Origin of the sequence: Photorhabdus tasmaniensis, from assembly GCF_011189505.1 — a bacterium.
Classification (GTDB): domain Bacteria; phylum Pseudomonadota; class Gammaproteobacteria; order Enterobacterales; family Enterobacteriaceae; genus Photorhabdus; species Photorhabdus tasmaniensis.
Genome location: NZ_PUJU01000013.1, coordinates 35,532 through 58,021 on the forward strand (window position 1 = coordinate 35,532; position 22,490 = coordinate 58,021).

General features: G+C 45.8%; 15 protein-coding genes. 11 read left to right on the forward strand and 4 right to left on the reverse strand.

The genetic code is table 11. The annotated features are described in order from the left end of the window. Window positions 1-1,094 precede the first annotated feature (1,094 nt). The 3 genes from C5471_RS08130 to C5471_RS08140 all read right to left on the reverse strand — a co-directional run bounded on the left by C5471_RS08130 (window position 1,095) and on the right by C5471_RS08140 (window position 6,799). On the reverse strand, window positions 1,095-1,730 hold the full coding sequence (locus C5471_RS08130; protein ID WP_133813262.1) for a two component system response regulator: 636 nt from the start codon (window positions 1,728-1,730) through the stop codon (window positions 1,095-1,097). Between the two features lie 9 nt (window positions 1,731-1,739). Further along, window positions 1,740-4,532 carry a two component system sensor kinase gene (locus C5471_RS08135; protein WP_133813261.1) on the reverse strand — a complete coding sequence of 931 codons (2,793 nt, stop codon included), beginning with the start codon at window positions 4,530-4,532 and terminating at the stop codon, window positions 1,740-1,742. A 431-nt stretch (window positions 4,533-4,963) separates the two neighbouring features. Further along, window positions 4,964-6,799 carry an inverse autotransporter beta domain-containing protein gene (locus C5471_RS08140; protein WP_133813260.1) on the reverse strand — a complete coding sequence of 612 codons (1,836 nt, stop codon included), beginning with the start codon at window positions 6,797-6,799 and terminating at the stop codon, window positions 4,964-4,966. Between the two features lie 322 nt (window positions 6,800-7,121). Here C5471_RS08140 and C5471_RS08145 point away from each other — a divergent pair, with 322 nt between their 5' ends. The 11 genes from C5471_RS08145 to C5471_RS25055 all read left to right on the forward strand — a co-directional run bounded on the left by C5471_RS08145 (window position 7,122) and on the right by C5471_RS25055 (window position 19,590). Further along, entirely contained in the window at window positions 7,122-7,514 is a 393-nt protein-coding gene (locus C5471_RS08145) for a DUF4150 domain-containing protein (RefSeq protein ID WP_133813259.1), read from the forward strand. A 13-nt stretch (window positions 7,515-7,527) separates the two neighbouring features. Then, window positions 7,528-8,055: a type VI secretion system lipoprotein TssJ gene (tssJ, locus tag C5471_RS08150; protein ID WP_133813258.1), complete on the forward strand. Its 528-nt coding sequence runs from the start codon at window positions 7,528-7,530 to the stop codon at window positions 8,053-8,055. Window positions 8,056-8,080: 25 nt separating this feature from the next. Further along, the gene (gene tssK, locus C5471_RS08155) at window positions 8,081-9,430 is read left to right on the forward strand and encodes a type VI secretion system baseplate subunit TssK (protein WP_166295770.1); all 1,350 of its coding nucleotides are present in this window, start codon (window positions 8,081-8,083) and stop codon (window positions 9,428-9,430) included. Continuing rightward, complete coding sequence (gene icmH / locus C5471_RS08160; RefSeq protein ID WP_133813256.1) at window positions 9,427-10,590, forward strand: type IVB secretion system protein IcmH/DotU; 1,164 nt, start codon at window positions 9,427-9,429, stop codon at window positions 10,588-10,590. Before tssK ends, icmH begins: the two co-directional genes overlap by 4 nt. 16 nt (window positions 10,591-10,606) lie before the next feature. After that, window positions 10,607-14,167 carry a type VI secretion system membrane subunit TssM gene (tssM, locus tag C5471_RS08165; protein ID WP_133813255.1) on the forward strand — a complete coding sequence of 1,187 codons (3,561 nt, stop codon included), beginning with the start codon at window positions 10,607-10,609 and terminating at the stop codon, window positions 14,165-14,167. Window positions 14,168-14,179: 12 nt separating this feature from the next. Continuing rightward, a complete protein-coding gene (gene tssA / locus C5471_RS08170; RefSeq protein ID WP_133813254.1) occupies window positions 14,180-15,193 on the forward strand; it encodes a type VI secretion system protein TssA in 1,014 nt (337 codons plus the stop codon). 100 nt (window positions 15,194-15,293) lie between these two features. Then, on the forward strand, window positions 15,294-15,851 hold the full coding sequence (tssB, locus tag C5471_RS08175; RefSeq protein WP_133813253.1) for a type VI secretion system contractile sheath small subunit: 558 nt from the start codon (window positions 15,294-15,296) through the stop codon (window positions 15,849-15,851). Continuing rightward, window positions 15,838-17,346 carry a type VI secretion system contractile sheath large subunit gene (tssC, locus tag C5471_RS08180; RefSeq protein WP_133813252.1) on the forward strand — a complete coding sequence of 503 codons (1,509 nt, stop codon included), beginning with the start codon at window positions 15,838-15,840 and terminating at the stop codon, window positions 17,344-17,346. The genes tssB and tssC overlap by 14 nt, the downstream gene beginning before the upstream one ends. A gap of 35 nt (window positions 17,347-17,381) precedes the next feature. Further along, window positions 17,382-17,903, forward strand: coding sequence for an Hcp family type VI secretion system effector (locus C5471_RS08185; RefSeq protein WP_133813251.1), 522 nt, complete (start codon window positions 17,382-17,384; stop codon window positions 17,901-17,903). 139 nt (window positions 17,904-18,042) lie between these two features. Beyond that, window positions 18,043-19,032, forward strand: coding sequence for a type VI secretion system-associated FHA domain protein (locus C5471_RS08190; protein WP_133813250.1), 990 nt, complete (start codon window positions 18,043-18,045; stop codon window positions 19,030-19,032). A gap of 237 nt (window positions 19,033-19,269) precedes the next feature. Then, complete coding sequence (locus C5471_RS25055) at window positions 19,270-19,590, forward strand: type II toxin-antitoxin system RelE/ParE family toxin (RefSeq protein WP_133814219.1); 321 nt, start codon at window positions 19,270-19,272, stop codon at window positions 19,588-19,590. Window positions 19,591-19,809: 219 nt separating this feature from the next. Here C5471_RS25055 and tssH read toward each other — a convergent pair whose 3' ends face one another. After that, window positions 19,810-22,434 carry a type VI secretion system ATPase TssH gene (tssH, locus tag C5471_RS08200; protein ID WP_133813249.1) on the reverse strand — a complete coding sequence of 875 codons (2,625 nt, stop codon included), beginning with the start codon at window positions 22,432-22,434 and terminating at the stop codon, window positions 19,810-19,812. Between the last annotated feature and the right edge of the window lie 56 nt (window positions 22,435-22,490).

Genomic DNA, 22,490 nt, shown 5'->3' on the forward strand with positions numbered 1-22,490 from the left:
ATATCGTGTTTTATGTTTAACGAACGCGGATTATATTCGCTTTTTATCTTTTTTGATGCTGTTAAATAACTGGCGAGAAAGCGCTTTAATATCCGTTTATTCGGGTAATGTTATTTTACGTGCGATTTCTTTTCAACTTTGGATTAATGGTTAATGATTTTCGATTAAATGCCATTAATGGTTATTTTTAAAAGTTGCATTTATTACGTTAAATCCGCTTTTGATATAAAATCTTTAATGCTTTTATATTCGCGTTTTTAAATGATGATGACAGTTAACCTGTTATCGGAAGTCGTTTTTTTACTCGATGGATTTAATTAGTATAGAGTTTTAACCGTTGTTTTTATCCTTTTTAACACCTGTTTTTTATTAAGTTTAATCATCATCGGATATTGTGTTTTATGTTTAACGAACACAGATTATATTCACTTTTTATCTTTTCTGATGCTGTTAAATAACTGGCGAGAAAGCGCTTTAATATCCGTTTATTCGGGTAATGTTATTTTACGTGCGATTTCTTTTCAACTTTGGATTAATGGTTAATGATTTTTCGATTAAATGCCATTAATGGTTGTTTTTAAAAGTTACATTTATTAAATTAAATCCGATTTTGATATAAAAGGTTTAATGCTTTTATATTCGCGTTTTTAAATGATGATGACAGTTAACCTGTTATCGGAAGTCGTTTTTTTACTCGATGGATTTAATGGGTATAAAGTTTTAACCGTCGTTTTTATCCCTTTTAACACCTGCTTTTTGTTAAGTTTAATCATCATCGGGTATCGTGTTTTATGTTTAACGAACGCGGATTATATTCGCTTTTTATCTTTTTTGATGCTGTTAAATAACTGGCGAGAAAGCGCTTTAATATCCGTTTATTCGGGTAATGTTATTTTACGTGCGATTTCTTTTCAACTTTGGATTAATGGTTAATGATTTTCGATTAAATGCCATTAATGGTTGTTTTTAAAAGTTGCATTTATTAGTCGAATCCGCCACTTACAAACACAAAAACAGCTCCATAATCGAGCTGTTTCTGCCTGCTATTTTTAATAGCCACTTGCCATCCAGCAGCATTAACGCTAACTGTATGATCAAGCTATCAACCCCAGTTTTCTTGAATATTTAAGTAATTCAGTCACCTTATGAACTTTGAGTTTTCGCATCATATTAAGGCGGTGAGTTTCTACTGTTTTAACACTAATACTTAATATCTCAGCAATATGGCGATTACCATTGCCTTCACTGATTAGCTGTAATATTTGACGCTCGCGCCGGGTAAGCAATGTGTTGTCATCATTTATTCCTTCCCCCAATAAGTGGATTGCTTCCTGATTCAGGTGAGGATCAATGTAACTCTTTTTGGCAGCAACGCTGGTAATCGCAGCAAGTAATATCTGCTGCGAACTGGTTTTCAACACATAAGCTAATGCCCCCGCACGCAGTACACGGCTGGCAGTCAGCTCATCGTCATGGGCCGTCAGGGCAAGTATGCGTAAATCCGGCCAGCGCTGGCAAAGTTGTGGAATAATATCTAATCCATTCAGCCCCGGAAGGCCAATATCAAGAATAACAATATCCGGTGCAAGATCCCGGCAGGCAGCATAAACAGACAGTCCATCATCAACCTGCGCGACAACCTGATAACGCGGATATGCAGCAAGAAGGTTCTTTATTCCATCTATGATCAGCTCATGATCATCCACCAGCAAAACTTTATAGCAAATCATATTAGGACCTCACGGAAAAGGTGCATTCTGCCCGTGTTCCTCAGCAGAGCACAGTGTTGCGTTAATCAATTTGCGTAGTTTCATCAGCTCATTTTTTTGCGGCAGCGAACCGTTATGTACCTGGTTTTCCATTTCAACAATCATACATAACAACGAATTAAGCCCTGCCTGCCCACTCACTCCCTTCATGGAATGTAAGAGCTTTTCTAATACCTCCTGTTGAGTCATATGTTGTTCAGCTTCATTGAGTAAAATTAATAATTCCCTGCGGACTTTTTCCTGCATACGCAACAAGTTTATGGACAATAGCGGTTTGTCTGTTTCCTGTTGCACAGTCAGATGAATATCACGCCGTAACTGATATTCAGCAGTCATCTCCAGTATCTGAGCCAATTGATTAATGGTGACCGGCTTGGATATGTAATCATTCATCCCAGCCTGAGCGGCACGTTCCTTTTCTTCCGCAACGGTATTTGCTGTCAGCGCCACAATCATGCAATCAGGGTCCTGATTGTCAGGAGCAATACGCCAAAGCCGGGTCGTTTCCAGGCCATCACATTGTCCCGGCATCAATATATCCATTAGCACCAGGTCAAAACGGTAACGCTGCCCCAACAATAATGCTTCTGCACCATCCTGAGCATGTTGCACTTCCTGCCCTAATCGGGTCAGCATCATGCCAATGATATCCCGGTTGGTCACCGCATCATCAACCAGTAATACCCGCATACGCCAAGGCTGTAGCGGTACATTATCCTGAACCGGTGGCGGAGTACCGGACAACTGACGTTCTACAATATCCCGCAGGCGACCGGGTAAAAACAGTAAATCATTAGCGGACAGCTCACCAACGTGCTTTTCCGGTAAACAGGTGAGACCCCACGCTATCAGTTGATGATGTAAGACAAGCGGCGCATCTATCTCTCCCTGCAACAACTCCGGCTCAGTAAAATCCATCAGTGGTAACTGAAATACCACACTAGTGCCAAAACCAAGAGCACTGTTAAATTCCAGATTACCTCCCATCATTCTGGCCAGCGTAGCCGCAATAGCCAGCCCAAGCCCCGTTCCTTGAGCATGTTCCTGCACCTGATAAAAGGGATTAAATACCAAGGCAATATTTTCTCGCGCTACGCCACACCCACTGTCAGTTACAGCAAAAATCAACGTGTTATCCGAGCGGGTAACAGTCAGACAAATGCCACCATCATCGGTAAATTTGCAAGCATTTCCCAATAGATTCACCAGAATCTGCCTAACTCGGCTTGCATCAAGCACTAATACCTGTGGAACATCAGCAGCGACAAAGGTTTCTAACATCAAATTTTTATTGTGCGCCATTCCCTGTATCGTCGCCATTGACTGATCCAACAAGGGTAGCAACTGACTGGTGGCGTACTGTAATTCAACCTGCCCGGCTTCAATGCGCGAAAAATCAAGTAATTTATTGATAATAAATAATAAAGATAACGTACACTGGTGTGCTGTCTCTGCAAGTTGCAATTGTTCATTGCTCATCTCACTGGTTTTCAGCAATTCCAATGCACCCAGCGTTCCACTCAGCGGCGTTCTTAATTCATGGCTGATCGTCGTCAAATGGCTACTTTTACGTTTATTAGCCAACTCAGCTTGTTGTTTTGCTTCTGTTAATGCCTTGGTACGTTCTGCTACCTTGTTTTCCAGTGTGGAATATTGCTGATTCAGGGTATCAAGTAACGCATTGTAAGCCCTGGCTATTTGACCCAGTTCATCACGCCGGTTCTCCGGTAAACGAACATCCAACGCACGTGGCCCAGTCTTATCGATAATATTCACAAACTGCCATAACGGTTTAGCCAGATAATGGTGCAACATCCAGAATATGGTCAGCGTTATCATTAATAAAATAACCAGCGCAAAGGGAAACTGAATAATCGCTTGATCGATGACTTCCTCAAATACACTTTTGGTAGGATAAAGCACCAATTGCTGCCAGCCAGGACCTCTAAGCTGGATACGTAATACCTGATAACCGGGAATATATTGCCAGCCATCATGCAACTTGACATCTTTCAGTAATGCTAAAATATGGTGTTCTGTATCCTGCGGTAATTTCCCTTTGAAAAACGGCAATAACTGCTGATTACTGTCCAGCCAGAGATCGATGTCATAATTAGTTACCGCTTGTCCATATGACAATAGATCATTGAACTTAATCGCATATCCGGTCAGCCGGCCTATTTTATCGCTCGCAGCAACAGAGATACTCCACCCACTGCCGGGAATATGCTCAGGCTGTCCCCAATAAATATTATCGTGGTTGGGGATCATGGGGAAATTCGCCAACTCAAGACATCGTTTGATAAAATAGTCATCTGAAATTTTTTCCGGGGGATAAATAGATATTCCCTGAGATCGCTTAAAAATAAAGCTGTCCAGATAATAAGCTTGTCCGGCAGCGCCATATGCCTGAATAAACCAGTTATCCTGGCTTATTTCGTGATCAGGCTGGCAAATACTGCCATTAATAGGAAGATATTTGCTATCAGTATTCGACGAAATATTTTTATTATTTTCATACTTTTCATAATAAGCGTCATAGCGCCTCGCCAGTTCCTGCGCATCTTTCTCTGCGCCCTCAAAGCGATGATTACTTAAATCTGCCCGTAAGATCGCAAGATGTGATAACTCATCCATCACATGTTGGTGTGCGTGTTTGAAAGAAAAAAATGCCGTCGCTACGACAGAAATCAACCATATAAGAAACAACGTCAATGATAGAAACATCGTGAGTTTAATCACTAATGATGAGCGTGTTCTCATTTTATAATCTCCTTATTATTCAGAGATATTTTCTTGTAAAAAACCCAAATGACTCCACGCCTATCACGTTAATTAACAGCAGATTTAGAACCTGCCTCATTGGGCTATATTTTTCCAGCACTCTATAATTTAAGAAAAACACACCAAAAGATAATAAATGCTTTACGGCAGATAACAATCAGATAAAATTTATCAGAATCTCGTAATCAAATTGTGACTAAAATCAATTTTACACCTCTTTAACATCAACAGAACCCAAACGAAAATCAATATTTGCCAACGAAACGTTTTTCTCATTACTGGCAACCGATTATGCAGAAACCGAGTTTTTCCTTTCCCACAAATAATGCTTATGTGGGAAGGGATGATCGCTTTTTACTCAGGTTTCCGGGTTAAACTACTTGGTAAATAGTTGGTATGAGAGTTATTTGTTATTCATCTTTCCATTCATCGCCACTGTCATCGTCATGTACTACATGATTACCTAGCACTCTATTAGTTTGTTCAAAGATAGCTTTAGCTTCTGGACTTAGCCTATTCATTCTTCTTCTGCCTTCTTGTTCTTTATCTATGTCTTCACTCGATCTCGTTTTACGCGATTTTAATTTTCTTTCGAGCTCTGTCATAAGATCTTCTCCTCCTTGTGGCTCTCCTGTTCCCACTTGGGACCTTCCCGTACCCCCTTGAGGTCCTCCTGTTCCTCCTTGAAACCCTCCTTGAGGTAGAGGTGGCGGTGGCGGGCCTGCTGGTTGACGCTGTTCATGTTCCAACCTCTCTTGTTCCAAGTGTTCTCGTTCCAGCCGTTCCTGCTCCAACTGCTCTTGTTCCAAGCGCTCCCGTTCCAGCCTCTCCTGCTCTGAATATTCTTGTTCCAAACGCTCCTGCTCTAACTGCCCCTGTTCCAATTCCTGCCGTTCTTCCCTTTCCTCCAATAAAGGTGGCTCTTCATCACCTTCACCGGTCCTCATAACTAATTTAGATTCATCGTCTTCCACCAGCTCTATTGCAGGCGCAGACAACACAACCGGCTCATTAATCAATATGACCATCTCACTACTATTTGATATATTTTCCTGTTCATCATGTGCCATAGCCGAAATCGTAAGATGGTTACTTTGCTGGCTGCTATAACGGGGAAAATGTACTGCGTAACTATTATCCGACAATGGGACTATCCTGCCGCCCCGCGCGCGTAATACGCTGTCATCCCACTGGATATATTTCAGGCAGTATTTTCCGTTGAAAGAGAAATTAATCAGTTTCCTCTCGCCACCAAATCCACTGAGTATTGTTGGCAAATTCAGGCTCAGTTGCGATCTTTCCCGATGCTTCAACACAATATTGTTGTTACGTTCAACCAGACGGTGACGATTATCAGCCAAAGTGCGTCTTACCGGTGCTGTCGTCGGATCAATCTGTTGGGATAAAGGCACTCCAAGCTGATAATTGAAGGACAAGCCAACCTTTGTGTCATCCTTGCCACTATGACTAAAAGTTCTATCAACACCTAATGAAATCAATGGAATAGGCGTATAATCCAGCCCCACCGTCAGTACTCGCGGGTCCTTATAACGATTCTCATGATTAAACAGCGCAACATCATCACCGAAATATTGCTCAAATTTCAGTTTACCACTCAGTTGCGGGTAAGAGGGAAGCCAGCCCTGAGCGCGGATATCATAACCATTCGCCACCCGTTCAGCATAACCATTCAATGCAGAAGATGAGTGCCAGTCCGTCAGACCGAAATAACCGTTAGCAGCCAAATGCAGATAATCACGCCAATACTCCAAGCCGATCCCCAACCGCTGGTGAGCATTGCCCGAGATCTGAGCATCGTAAAAAGTGTTGTAACCTATAGCCCAGTCTCCTTGAAAATGACGTTGACCAACCCCCAAGTTAACTATACTGCGCCCATCAAAGCGGCGAGCACCTGCCTGACCAAACAGGATACGCTCATCTCCATCATATAATGGATAAAAAAGATCGATTGAACCACTGGTCAATTCACCATCAGATAAAGGTAAATTAGCACGCACTTCCCCGGCGGAATCCTTTTCTGTACCCAGTTTAGGAATATCGCCTCCTTGTTTTACATTTTCATCAGTCTGAGGCTGTAGCCACCTTTTTTTCCGTTTATGTTCGCTGCCAATGGTATTAAGATTTTCTTCTTGCACCACGGGTTCTTTTTTCTTATTGGGTTTATAGCAACTTGCCAATAGCAATGCTACGCTGATGGCAGATACATACCCTATTTTTTTATTCATGAGCGCTTTTATTTAAATATCATTATATTAGAAATAGATCCAGGCACTGCCATGCCACTAAACAGAGAAAGACAATGCCATTCCATCCACACATTAATTACCAATTTTATCTCCTACGACTGCTGAAATTCTTCCGAAATACAACTCTCATTGAAATCAGCCAAAACCCTTATTTTTAGAATGAAAAAATCAACATCATTAATATTCAAACATCCACAATCACTTTCTAAGTAAAATAAGGTCAACACCTTATTGGTTATATTTTTTCCTTTGCTAATCTATTTGACAGAAATAGCAACACGTTAATTAGATAGGTGATGATATGTTTGCAAACTGTCAACTTTTTGGTATGGATCTGGCATTTCCAGATGTCTGTATGACACCTTTACCTATCCCAGTGCCCGTTCCCTATCCCAATATGACTCTGGGTCTGATGGCGACACCTCACACTTATAAAGTGCTGTTTATGGGAATGCCTGCACATAATATGGCGACAGTGACTAACTCAAGCTTCGGCGATAATCTTGGCATCAATCTCGGTATTGTTTCCGGTACCGTCATGGGGCCTTCACGCCATTTAATCGGCTCATTTACCACTTTAATTAAAGGATTTCCTGCAACGCGCGTCACCAGCCTGAGTTTGCAAAACAGCACCAACATGATCGGTATGCGTTTAATTCCCAGCCAGCTTAAGGTACTCCTGCTGGGCCTGTGATGGAGGACTTTCTATGCTGTTTTTTCCTCACTATAAAAATTACTGTTTTTCCTCTTTTATTCTGTTGAGCATATTTCTGACTGTGAGTTGCTCTGCAAATAAAGTGGAAAAAACTATTCCCTACACCATTAAATTTCAAGCTCAAGGAAATATTAACAATAGCGCGCCTTTAAGATTAAATATATTTCTGTTAAATGATCCGGATAAATTTAATCAGGCAGACACCTCTGCTTTACAAAAAACGCCTAATTCAGCGCTGGACAATACTGTACTTTATCGAAAATCAATCTTCTTTATGCCAATAAAAGGAAAAAATGATATCAGCATTACGATTAATACGCCGTCAGCAGAAAAATATATTGCCATTTGGGCAGAATACCAAAATATTACCGATAAACAGTGGCGGCTTGTTATTCCTTTATCATCATTTCCAACCGTATCTTATTTATCGGTTTTAAATCCTTTTTCATCCTCTGAGACTTCTCAGTTGATTACCGTTACTTCACACGGATTACGGATGACATCTGAATCTGCCAAATGAATCACACATGCTCAGGAGACTACCCATGAAAAATGCACACAAAGTTCTCTGGATGGAAGGCATGTTTTTACGACCCCACCATTTTCAGCAAGCAGATGAATATGTGGATGCACGCCTGCGTCAATGGGGAGCCCTGCAACGAGCCTACAATTGGGGATTTTCATCATTAAAACTTGATGAGAGCCAACTTGCTTTGGGGAAAATCTCACTGCTGGCCGCCAGTGGTATTATGCCTGATGGCACAGCTTTTGGATTCACTGAAACTGACGAGGCACCACCCGCGTTAACTATCAGCACTTCACTGCGTTCGCAGATTATCACTCTGGCTATACCGGCATATCTGGCCGGGCGCGAATCCGTCAGTTTCGATGATGCGCCAGACTCTCTGGCACGTTATCAGGCATTTGAAAAGGAGGTTAGCGACGTTAACTCTTTGGCCCTTGGCAGTACCACCCTGCATTGCGGCAAATTACGCCTGCGCCTGCTACCAGAAAATGAACTCAACGGCGAATGGGTTGCTATGGGAGTACTGAGGGTTTTAGAAAAAAATCAGGATGGCTCCGTCATGCTGGATACCGGATATATTCCACCGTTACTTAATTGTTGGGCAAATCCGTTGTTACAGAGCATGACTCACGATCTTTACGGTCTGTTACTGCAACGCAGCCGACAACTCAGCCGCCATCTGCAATGTAACAGCGCCAACACCTGTGATTTGTTACGGCTGGCGCTATTAAACCGCTTCAGTGCTCAACTTCAACACATCATGCATCTACCTCAACAGGCACCGGAAACGCTTTTTCTCATCTGGATCGGCTACGCACTGGAAATGAGCGCCTTTCAAGCACCCTATACACTGGAAGGAGAGCTACCCCGCTACAATCATCTGGATACTGGCGGTTGTTTCACCCGCCTCTGTACTTTACTGCAACGCAACTTGTCCATTGTGTTGGAAGAGCATGTTGTACCACTGCCCCTAACCAAACGTCTGCCAGGATTAAGCGTAGCATCATTGCCGGAACAAATGAGCCTGGATGATTACCATTTTATTCTGGTTGTGAAGTCAGAGATGGCGCATGACACTTTTATGGCTCACTTTCCGGCCCAAATTAAAATCGCGTCAGCCGACTGTATACGCGATCTGGTGCGTTTGCAGTTGCCGGGTATCGCCTTACGCCACCAGGTACAGATCCCCAGACAACTTCCCTATCAGAATGGGTACTGCTACTTCAAATTGGAATTCGACGATAAAACTGAACAGTCGCTGGAGAAATCCAGGGTATTTGCTTTTTACGTCGCTGGTGAATTTCCTGGTCTGAAAATGGCATTTTGGGCACTCAAACACCTGCCTGATGATGAGGATATCAGTATATGAATCGTGACTATCGTAATGCTTTAGTGCAGGCGGCTCATCCTCTGTTAAACGCTATGCCACATATTCGTTATACAGCCAAGCCGGAAGACTCTGGTCAGTTACGTCAACAATTGATCGGAGAAATATATCGCTTTGAGAAACAGTGCCAACAAGCGGGATTCAGTTATGAAACTGTCCTCGGTGCCCGTTATTGTCTGTGTACTTCTCTGGACGAAGCGGTCGCATTGACCTCCTGGGGAGACAATAGCATATGGTCAGGTAATGGCTTGCTGATTACATTCCACAAAGAGAGCAGCGGCGGTGAAAAATTTTTCAAGTTACTGGATATGTTGCTGCAACAACCCAGTAAACATATCGATCTGCTCGAACTGTTCTACTTCTGTCTGCTTCTGGGATTTGGTGGGCGCTACCGCCTGATTGACAACGGCCTCGCTCAACTGGAAACCCTGATCCAGCGTTTGGCAATACGCCTGCGTCAGGTAAGAGGGGAATATCCTGCCGCATTGAGCGCGCTTCCTCCTCTCGCAATCAATACCCATCAACCATCACGGTTATCCCGTTTTTTGGTGTTTTTCACGCTATCTGGCACATTGATGACCAGTCTGCTCTACATCGGTCTGAACACCCGGCTTAATCAGCAGACAGAACCCGTGTTGGCATCCATATACAATTTGCCACTACCAGAAGCCACCATACCAGCTGAAAGCTTTTCTGTTGCGCATCTACGGCAAGTACTGCAACCCGCGATAGAACAGCAGGACATCACCATCAGCCAAAACGCGGATCATGTCAGTGTTACCCTACAAGGGGGAGACTTGTTTGCTTCTGCATCAGCAACACTCAATCCGCGTTATCAGGCACCTCTCCAGGCTCTTGCCAAACAACTGAACCTGACTACCGGAAAGATCATCGTACGCGGACACAGTGACAACTTGCCAATTCATACACATGCCTATTCCTCCAACTATGCCCTGTCACTGGCGCGAGCGGAAACCGTAGCACAGCCGTTACGCACCGGCTTACTCCAACCACAACGGCTAAAGGTTGAAAGTGCCGGCGCAGAAGCCCCTTTAGTCCCCAACACCAATGCCAAAAACCGAGCCTTGAATCGTCGTATTGAAATTATTTTCAGCACCACGCCAGATAATTCAGATCAGTAGGCAGGAGAGAAAGAAAATGTTGAAAGCATTTATCGCCATCATCACCAATCGCCTGTTTTGGGGGGCTCTCATTGTTGCCGCATTGTGTCTGCTCATCTGGATCATGGGGCCATTTATTGCCATCGGTGATCTGCATCCACTGATGACGGAAACACAACGCCAAATCGCCATCACCGCGCTAATTTCGCTGTGGTTGTTACTACGGCTGTTACCTTTTCTTTATCAAGTTTGGGTAAATGGCCGTTTGCGCCGCCGCTTACACCATGTCAGTAATGTCGTCACACCAACAACCCGTAGTGCTGCCCAGTCCCTGACAGACAGCTTTAAACAGGCAGCAATCCTGATTAAACGCGGGCTGCGTCTGAATGGTGAACGGTTAACCACACGTCTGGGCAAACTCTATCTCTATCATCTGCCCTGGTATCTGGTTCTGGGTACCCAAGGATGCGGCAAAGACAAAGCCTTGCTAAACTCAGGATTAGATTTCTACCACACAACCTATCCCAGTCAGTTTGCTTTTCCTGAAACCAGTGCCGAATCACACTGCTCATGGTATTTCACGTTTCAGGGCGTCATCCTTAGCCCCGCCGGAGAATACCTTAAAGAAGGTAATCCCCTGTGGCAGATTTTATTGAAATTGTTAAAACGTTATCGTCCACGCCAACCAATCAACGCCGTTATTCTGGCGATCAGTGTGCAGGATCTACTGCAACAGGATAATGACGCGCAATACCATCAAGCTCTACTGCTGCGTAAGCGACTGATGGACCTGCGTTTGCAACTGAAAATTGATTTTCCCATCTATGTGATGATCACCAAAACCGATCTCCTGCCAGGATTCAGTAGCTATTTCAGCCATTTTTACGGCGAAGAGCTGGATCAGGTCTGGGGCTTTACCTTCCCCTGGCAGCAGGAACTGCATTCCCATACTGATTTACAACAGATGCTGGATGAACAGTACAACCACCTGCAACAGCGTCTGGATGCCGCACTGGCGGATACCTTATTAACTCAGCAGGATATCACTCAGCGGGAACAAAGCTTCGCCTTCCCGCAGGCATTTGCAACCCTGCGTCCGGTGCTAATGCGTTATTTGAGTATTATTTTCGCCACCTCTGGCTTTGATCGGCCGTGGTTGCCACACGGTCTCTATTTCACCAGCGCCAATCAAAAACAGGGGGAATCATGGCACAACAACGGCGTTATGCAGAATAATCTGTTTGACTACAGTTATGCGCTCTCCTCTGTAAGCAACAGCGATAGCAATGTAACCAGCCGCACTGCCCGCAGTTACTTCCTAAGAGAGTTATTTCAAAAAGTCATTTTGGCTGAAAGCGGGCTGGCCGGGATCAACCGCATGTATGCATTACGCCAACGCTTTGCCCTGTTAATAGGGTGTAGTTTATTACTCTCTTTAATGGCCGGGATCTGCGTACTGTTACTGACCAGTTATCACAATAATAACGGCTATCTGGCACAAATTACGGCTAGGCTCCCAGTGCTGGAACGGCAGGGACAGGCACTGAGCCAGCCATCAACCCGTGATCTGCCCCACTTGATCCAATATTTGACACAATTACAGTCACTCACCGCAAATCACCAAATTGATTCAGACAGCCCCCCACTGGTTTATGGCATGGGGTTGTATCGGGGCCCTCAACTGAACAGCACGAGCTATCCGGTTTATCAGCATGCGTTAAAGAATTTATTGCTGCCGCTGGTGACACAGCAAGTCGAGAGTATTTTGCGCCAACAAACCGATGGCGATAGCAACGAATCAACCTACGAGGCGCTGAAAGCCTACCAGATGCTATTTCAGCCACAACATTATGACGGCAAATTCCTTACTGCCTGGCTGATGCTGAACCTGTCTCATATCCCCGGTAGTGAAAAGTTGGATGAAACACAGCGCAAAGCACTCCAAGGGCATCTCTATCAACTACTGAATCAGAATCAGCCTGCCTGGTCTCAGGGCAAAGATCAGCAACTGATACAGGAAGCGATAAAAAATATCATGTGCTCCACATTTTCCCTGCGGGTTTATACCAGCATCAAAAAAAGACTGCTCAATAACGGACGTTTTAAATCCGTCAATCTGATTGATTTGGCCGGATCTCAGGCTGAATTGGTGTTAAAACGAAAAAGTGCCCTGCCGGATACCGCAGCAATCCCCGGCTTCTTTACACCAGACGGATACTGGCACGGCCTGATTGCACAAGTAGATGATACGGTAAAAGCACTGCATGACACTGATCGCTGGGTCCTCAATATACCGTCGCAGGTACAGGAAAAACCGGATGCGGCTTACCAGGTGCGCCAGCTTTATATCAGTGATTTCATGTTGGAATGGGATACATTTCTCAATGATATCGCCCTCATTCCAGCCAATAACCTGAACCAGCGTATTAATAATGTCCGTATTCTCTCCGGCGCTCATTCCCCTCTGCGCAATCTGCTGATCAATACCAGTCATGTTGTCGCACTCTCTCCACCGGAAGATAACGGCAAACTCGCACAACTGGGCCAGCAATTGAATGACGAAGCAACCCGTAAACTGCAAAACCTGTTTCCGGCTGTCAGCCCTCCCCCTACACTGCCTTCACCAGAACAGATTGTCAGAAACCACTACCGCGACCTGCTCGATCTGGCTCGTCCACAGGGCGATCACAGCGATACTATCGCCTTTGACGATCTATTCAAAAAACTGGGTGATCTGTATCGCTATCTCACCGCTTTACAGGAAAATGGCGAAAACACCGCTGCCGCCTCCGACACCATACTGACACAATTACAGGCTGACGCAGGCCGTCTGCCTGAGCCGTTCCGCAGCATGATCATGGATATGACGCAGGGTGCAAAAGGCGATACACAACAACAAGCTGTTTCACGCATACACCAACTCGCCGGGGCACAACTCAGTGACTTCTGCCGTGAAGCCATTGCCGGACGTTATCCACTGTCCCACTACAGCAAACGTGATATTACACCTGATGATATGGCGCATATGTTTGCACCGAATCAAGGGTTGATGGATCGCTTTTTTAATCAATATCTGGCGGATAAAGTCAATACTCAGGGTGATGAATGGCGCTTTTTCCCCTGGGCACTGGGCAGTACCAAACAGCAAGATCAATCACTGTTGAAAACATTCCGGCAGGCGCAATTTATCCGTGATGCATTCTTTAGTACGGCCTCTTCACAGCCTTCATTCTCTTTTACCTTGCAACCGCTGCAAATGGATAACGATATTCTTACCTTGTCGTTAACCCTTAACGATCAGCGCGTCAGCTACAGCCACGGTCCCCTGACACCCTGGTATTTCACCTGGCCCAGCAGTAACAACACCGGTACAGCCAAACTCACCATGCTGCTGGCGAATGGCAAAACCAAATCACTGGAAACCTTAGGGCCTTGGGCATTAAACAGGCTGATTGACGCTGGAAAGTGGGTTCAGGAAGACAGCATACATTACCGGATCACCTTCAATCTGGCAGGACATCAAGCCACATTGATACTCACCCCCGATAGCATACACAACCCGTTTGTCATACCGGAATTTACCTGCATCAAACCCTAAGGAGAACCTTAAATGGATATCGCACCTTTACTTAACCCGGTCAGCCAAGAACATCCTTGCGGCGAAGATCTGGAGTACAGCGCTGAATTCATCCACCTGATTCAACTGGCTCAAGGAAAAGCTGAACAGCAATTTGGCGACTTTATCATTCCGACACAGGAACCTGACTGGCACCAGATAGAGAAAAACGCACTGGCTCTGCTCACCCGTAGCAAAGATTTGCACATTATTATCTTGCTGATACAAGCCTGGTGCCGCCAACACGGTCTGGCAGGATATGCGCAAGGCTTGATGCTATTAGAACAAATAGTCGCACATTATTGGGAAACATTGTGGCCGGCCACAGAGCTGGATGGTGAACCCGATCCGCTGATGCGTATCAACGCGTTACAGGGATTAGGAGATGGTTTCGCACTGGCTAAACAAGTGCGCCTTTGCGAATTTGCCCGCCTGAATGGGATCACTCTCACAATGGCAGATGTGATGAAATGCCTGGATGGCAACAATACGGAGGAGAGCCCGTTTCCCGGAGGGATCGATCGGTTGATCGCTGAATTACAGCAAAGTGACGCACCGGTCACGAAGCTGATCCCACAAATCACAAACACCCTTCATTGTTTGTTTAACACACTACGTGGTCATCTTGGTGATAGCGGACTACCGGATATGCGCCGTCAGATGGCGACGCTTCATCGTCTGACGCAGCTTCTCACTCCCCAATCCGACACGGTTCAAACGACGGAGGATAGCGGGCATTCACTGCCGGACAAAGGCAACAATGTGCACCAACCAAAGGCCTCCAACGGTTGGCAAACATCCGGTATCCAGAATCGTGAACAAGCTCAACAGGCGCTGGAAGCCGTGCGACAGTACTTTCTATTACATGAATCCAGTCATCCGGCACCATTGATGATTGAGCGGATACAAAACCTGATTAGCCAGGATTTTATGAGCATTATGCGCAACCTTGCACCAGAGGCCACCGCTCAGCTTGAACATTTTTTTGGCCGAAAAAATCACACATAACGAAGGTGGAGAACACCACAGAATGAAGGCAATACACCAGAAAAACGGTTGTTATTCCGTCAATTATCTATAACCACTGATTTTGCCGATGGAGAATATTATGTCAGGATCAAACAGCGGGCAAAAATTCATCGCCCGTAACCGTGCTCCACGAGTACAAATTGAATACGATGTCGAACTATACGGTGATGAACGTAAGGTTCAACTGCCTTTTGTCATGGGCGTTATGTCGGATTTAGCCGGAAAATCTGCCGATCAACTTCCTCCCCTGAGTCAGCGAAAATTCCTCGACATTGATGTTGATAATTTCGATGACCGCATGAAATCACTGCGCCCAAGTGTCGCCTATCCGGTGGACAATACCCTGAGCGGTGAAGGCAAGATCCAGGTCGCCCTCACGTTCAACACGATGGATGATTTTCTGCCGGATGCGATAGCACGCCAGGTAGAACCCCTTAACCAACTCCTGGCAGCACGTACTCAACTCGCCAACCTGCTGTCCTATATGGATGGCAAAAGCGGGGCCGAAGAGCTGATCGCTTCTATCCTGCAAAATCCTGAATTGCTGAAATCGCTCAGTACCGCACCGCTGAATGATGCGGAATCCACTGATCCCGTCGCAGAACAAGATCAAGGAGGCACTAATGAGCCAATCTGAAATCAATGTTGCCAGTGAAACTCAAACTCAGACTACCAGTTACAATCAAGGTGAACTCAGTGCTCTACTCAGGAAAGAGTTTCGCCCTAAAACAGATCAGGCACGTCTCGCCGTGGAAAACGCGGTGAAAACCTTGGCACATCAGGCTTTGGAAAATAGCCTGACCTTATCGAGCGACACTTTCAGCACCATTCAGGCGCTGATTGCCGCCATTGACAACAAACTCTCTCAGCAGATCAATGAAATACTCCATCATCCTGACTTTCAAGCTCTAGAGGGCGCATGGCGTGGTCTGCTCTATCTGGTGAGCAATACCGAAACCAGCGAAATGCTGAAAATACGGATTATGAGCGTCGAAAAGAAAGAATTAGGGCGCACACTGAAATGCTATAAAGGAACGGCTTGGGATCAGAGCCCGGTTTTCAAACGGATTTATGAAGAAGAGTATGGTCAATTCGGTGGAGAGCCACTCGGCTGCCTAGTGGGTGATTACTATTTCGACCACAATCCGCAAGATGTCGAAATGTTGGGAGAAATGGCCCGTATCGCCGCTGCCGCCCACTGCCCTTTTATCAGTAGCGCCTCGCCTGGCGTTATGCAGATGGAAACCTGGCAGGAATTGGCAAATCCGCGCGATCTGAGCAAAATCTTTCTCAATACCGAATACGCCTCCTGGCGCAGCCTGCGTGAATCAGAAGATGCCCGTTACATTGGTTTGGTGATGCCACGTTTTCTAGCTCGCTTACCTTACGGTATCAGCACCAATCCGGTTGAAGGATTCGATTTTGAAGAAAAAACCGCAGGAGCCACGCACAGTAATTATGTGTGGAGCAACGCAGCCTATGCGATGGCAGTGAATATTAACCGTTCCTTTAAAGAATATGGTTGGTGCGCATCTATCCGGGGCGTCGAATCAGGCGGAGCGGTAGATAAACTGATATGTCACACCTTCCCGACGGATGATGGCGGTTTAGATATCAAATGTCCGACAGAGATTGCCATCAGTGACCGCCGTGAAGCGGAATTAGCAAAAAACGGCTTTATCCCGTTGGTTTACCGCAAAAACTCTGATTTTGCCGCGTTTATCGGCGCTCAATCACTGCAAAAACCGGCGGAGTATATGGATGCTGATGCCACAGCAAACGCTAATCTGGCTGCCCGCTTACCTTACTTGTTTGCCTGCTGCCGATTTGCGCATTACCTGAAATGTATCGTGCGTGACAAAGTGGGTTCATTCCAGAGTCGCGATGATATTGAACGTTGGCTGAATAAATGGATCATCAACTATGTTGATGGCGATCCCTCCAACTCCTCACAACAGACCAAAGCGCGCAAACCGCTGGCGTCTGCCGAAGTACAAGTCAACGAACAGGAAGATAATCCCGGCTACTATCAGGCCAAATTTTTCCTGCGTCCCCATTATCAACTGGAGGGATTGACGGTTTCCCTGCGGTTGGTATCAAAACTGCCCTCCTTAAAACAGAGTGGTGGTTAATTCTGCAACTCACTGAATAAATAAAGAATACGATTATGAACAACAGCATCTATTTGGATATCAAAGATATCTCCGGTGAATGCAAAGACAGCAATCACCCCAACGGCATTGATGTGCATACCTTTGAATGGAAACTGTCACAGCCGGTGGAAACCGGTAGCGGCGGCGGTGGAGGAAGTGGGCGTGCTAAAGTTCATTCTCTGGTGGTCTATGCCCGTATGGATAAAGCAATGCCAACGTTAATGCAGAAATTAGCGCAGGGTGCTCATCTTCCTGAAGTGAAATTAACCATGCGCAAAGCCGGAGGCGAGCAACAGGAGTTCACCACAATTACGCTGGGAAGTGCATTACTTGACAGCATCGAATTGGTTGACTTTAACCGCGATATTCCGCACCTGACAGAAGGTTCGGCTGCCATTATGCCCGGCACTATCGGTGTGAAATACAGCTTCTCACCGAATATTGCCAAAGTAGTTTATAAGGAACAGGATAATGAAGGAAAAAATGGCGCTGAGGTGGAATTTAATTGGGATACACAAAAGAACATCAGTAAATAATAAAACATTCACTGACAACTAAGTCAGTAAAAAAATAACCTCCCGCCCGGAATACGATATGTTCGTGTCCGTTAGGATACTGCATACTTTTTTGTGGCGGAAGGTTAAGTGATGACTCAAGATAATAAGCGACGTTGTTATGAAAATAACCTTTATCAATATTCCATCAGATAAGGGGATAGAAAATAGTAGTCATATTTTCTATCATCCGGGTGGAACTATCGGTACCAGCGAAAATAATCATTTTGTGTTGCCAGATCCGAATGGTTGTATTTCGGCATTACAAGCCAGTGTACATATTTCTACCCAGGGTGCCTGCACTATTACTAATATTGGAACTGCTTTCATGATGATTAACACTATTCCATTAGCACGTGGAGAAACCACCTCTCTGCAAGAAAATAATAAGCTCCAGATTGGTGACTACCACCTGACCGTGAATGAAATAGAGACAGCAAAAGATCATTCTGTCGAACAGGAAATGACAACCGATTTTTCCGGAGCACTATGGGACGAGTTAAATGAAACAGTGCCCACAGAAAAAAGTTCAGAAGCGCGCTATCAACTTTCTCCGGCAGATTTTATGTTGCCGAAACAAGGGACAGAACCCACGCTATCTCTTGATCAGCTCGCTGTACGCTCCATCGATCCAATACAACTTTTTACGGCCCAACGTCATAGTGTCGACAGCCATCCCCTGTTTCAACAGCCCCCTCGCCTTTCTGTCACACCGCTACAGTTGTGGGAAGAGCAAGTAAAACAACTTGATCCATTATGTTTATTCCAGAAAGATCCACCAACAGCGACAGCCAACGACATGACTGCACCACAGACATATCAAATACCAGACGGGCATGAGCAGGCAATGAAAGAAGCGCTTTTTTATTGTCTTAACACCATCATCAATCGCTTTAACCCATCCTATGATGAAAATAGTGTCCCTGCGGCATACTTCTGGCACATGAATGGCACGCAACACCGTAAGGCAAAGTTATGGGATAACTTTACTGATCGCTATCAGCAAACCGCCGAAGAGATACGTCAACAATCGCCAACGTTATTCAACGCTTTTTTCCTTAGCGTTTACCAGCAGAAGCTGAATGCTGCTTTCGACAGCAGCGATGATTGATAAAACGGGCGATAATTTTGTTCCATTAATGATGCCACTATCATCAGTCAGCCTCCGAGAAATATCGTCCTTGAGGTATTCGGTATCTACACAATAGAGATACGGCCAGACTCACAAGTGTTTCGGAGAGAACAGTGATCTGAGTTAGTGAAGAATGCGAAGCACGGAGATCGGTGAAAAGTGGCAAAAGGGTTGAAAATATAAGCTATAACTTATGAGGGTTGGATTTTGTGGACAGTGGTTTTAACCTCAAGGTTTCACGCTTTACGCATACAGTATTCAGGTCGTCCGGTACGCGCATTTTTTGCTTTCGATCCCAAACGACAAGCCATCGTACTGTGTGCCGGTGACAAAAGTAACGACAAACGGTTTTACAATACGATGATCCGCATTGCGGATGAAGAACTTACCGCACATTTAGCCGCGATGAAAGCAGGCGTTTCACGTGAGACGCTATATCGAACACTGTCACCTAAAGGCAATCCAACGCTGAAAACTTTGCGCAATGTCGTTGCAGCAACAGGATTCCAGTTCTCTCATATTGCTGTAATGATTTAATCTGACCAGATGAAGGGGCTGAAGCTTAATAGCACGGAAGTGTACAATTGGTCTTCAAACCTCTCCATCATAGCAGAAGCTAGCTCATCCAAAGCGATACACGGAATATACGGATGTCATAGTGACTTGCTCCCGCAGCTAAATCTCAATGATGACATAATATTTTCTCACGACTGTAGTGAATAAAGGCAACTTAGTTAACCGTTACGCTTAGCTATCTCAGCAAAAATGGCACTGAAATACCGCATTCTCCCAAATCACGTCCAATTGTGAATAATGCTGGTTCTCCATCGTTGCGGTAAGTAACCTGCGACTTATCTGCGGCAACAAAATATTCGTAATGATCGAATCGATCCTGCGAGCACCGGATTCCTGTTCCATACAACAAGCCATAATCTGTTGCGTCACACTGTGGTCAAATTGTGCCTCAATTCCATAATTTTCCCACAGACGTTGTACTATCCGCGCCAATTGCAGTTGCACAATATTTTCCAGTGCTTCGTTACTCAGTGATAAAAAAGGAATGATCGTCAGACGGCCAAGCAAAGCAGCGGGAAACGTCCGTAACAGCGGTTGACGTAACTGTTGCGTCAACGTTTCCACATCCGGCAAGCCATCCTGCCGGGTACAGACCTTGATAACTTCCTGACTGCCAACATTCGAGGTCAATATGATCAGCGTATTACGGAAATCAATGCGACGGCCTTCACCGTCTTCCATCCAGCCTTTATCGAATACCTGAAAAAACAGTTCATGCACATCAGGATGTGCTTTTTCCACCTCATCAAGCAACACTAGACTATACGGACGTCGTCGAACCGCCTCCGTTAACACACCACCTTCACCATAACCGACATATCCCGGCGGTGCCCCTTTCAAGGTTGATACGCTGTGTGGCTCCTGAAACTCACTCATATTGATGGTAATCAGGTTCTGCTCACCACCATACAGGCTTTCAGCCAACGCCAGCGCCGTTTCGGTCTTCCCTACTCCAGAGGGGCCACATAGCAAAAATACCCCCACAGGTTTATTGGGATCACCCAGATGTGCACGCGCTGTACGTACCCGTTCACTGATAGTGCTTAACGCGTGTTGCTGACTAATCACTCGCTGTCCGAGGCTGTGTTCCAAATTCTGGACAACATTGATCTCATTCTTCACCATCCGGCCAAGGGGAATACCGGTCCAATCCGCCACCACTGCGGCAACGCTGTGTGCGTCCACCGCAACCGTAATTAATGGCTGCTCTCCCTGCAATAAACTTAACTGTTGCCGGCAATCCTGTAATTTTGTCTGCCAGACCAAACGCTGTGGATCATCCTCAAGTCTTTCATCACCAGAAATCAGTTGCTGGCGTAAGCCGATAATCTGTTGAGCCAGCGTCATTTCATCCTGCCAACGCTGCGCCATTTGCTGCTCTTCTGCCTGCAATTCATGGCGCTGACCGTCAAGCTGTGCCAAGCGGGCACGATGATCACCACCCAGTTGCTGCTCACGGCAGACAATCTCATATTCAATCTGGAGTGCAGCAAGCTGGCGGCGATAATCTTCCAATACCGCCGGCAGACTGTGCTGACTGACAGCCACTCGTGCGCAAGTGGTGTCAAGCAGCGCGATGGCCTTATCAGGCAACTGGCGAGCCGGGATATAGCGATGGGAGAGCGAGACCGCGGCTTCCAGCGCCTCATCCAGTAATAATACGCCATGATGCTGTTCCAACTTCGCGGATAGACTACGTATCATCTGTAAAGCCTGCGCTTCGTCCGGCTGTTCAACCTGCAACACCTGAAAACGTCGCGTTAATGCCGAATCTTTTTCAATATGTTTTTTGTATTCCGCCCAGGTGGTCGCACCAATGGTGCGTAACTGCCCACGCGCCAGTGCCGGTTTCAACAAGTTAGCCGCATCACCAACCCCTTGCGCCCCTCCGGCACCAATCAGCATATGAATCTCATCAATAAACAGAATAATGGGAACCGGGCTTTGCTGAACTTCATTAATCACCGCCTGTAAACGTGCCTCAAATTCTCCCTTCATTCCGGCACCCGCCTCCAAACGGCCAATATCCAATGACCAAAGCTGAACATGGCACAATGACGGCGGCAAATCACCCGATGCAATGCGTAGCGCCAATCCTTCCACCAGCGCTGTTTTACCCACCCCCGCCTCACCGGTAATCAGCGGGTTGTTCTGCCTGCGACGCAGCAAAATATCAACCAGTTGGCGGATCTCTTTATCCCGCCCGACAACCGGATCAATTCGCCCGGCACGCGCCAGTGCAGTCATATCCTGCGCATAACATTGCAGCGAACTCTCTGACGTTGGTTGACAGTTTTCACTCTCTGCCATTGTTTTCTGAGAGCTGTTTTCCATACTGTCATGCAGGATGCGGTTCAAATCCTGTGCCAAACTTTCTGCGTTAATACAGGAAAACTGAGCAGAAATAGCCAGCAGATGCTGACGCAGATTAAAAGTGGTTAACAATGCCAGCAATAGATGCGCCCCACGAATCTCGTCTGCCGCAAAAGTGACTGAACTACACACCCAAGCCCGTTCTACTGCCTCATCAATATGAGTAGAGAGATCAGAAATCGCGCTGGCTCCGCGCGGCAATGCATCCAGAGAGCGAACGATATCCTGTGCCACCTGCTGCTCATCCAGTGCAAAGTGGCCTATGATTTGTTGCAAATCACCCACTTTCTGCTGCATCAGTTGATGCAGCCAGTGCGCCAATTCAACATAAGGATTGCCCCGCAGTTTACAAAATACACTGGCTCTCTCCAGGGCACTAAACAATGGCGGATTAAGTTTATTAAACAGTGACTGGCGATTGATATCTGACATAGAACCCTCGTCCATATTGTCCATATTGATAGAAAAGAAAACAGGTGCAGTCTGTT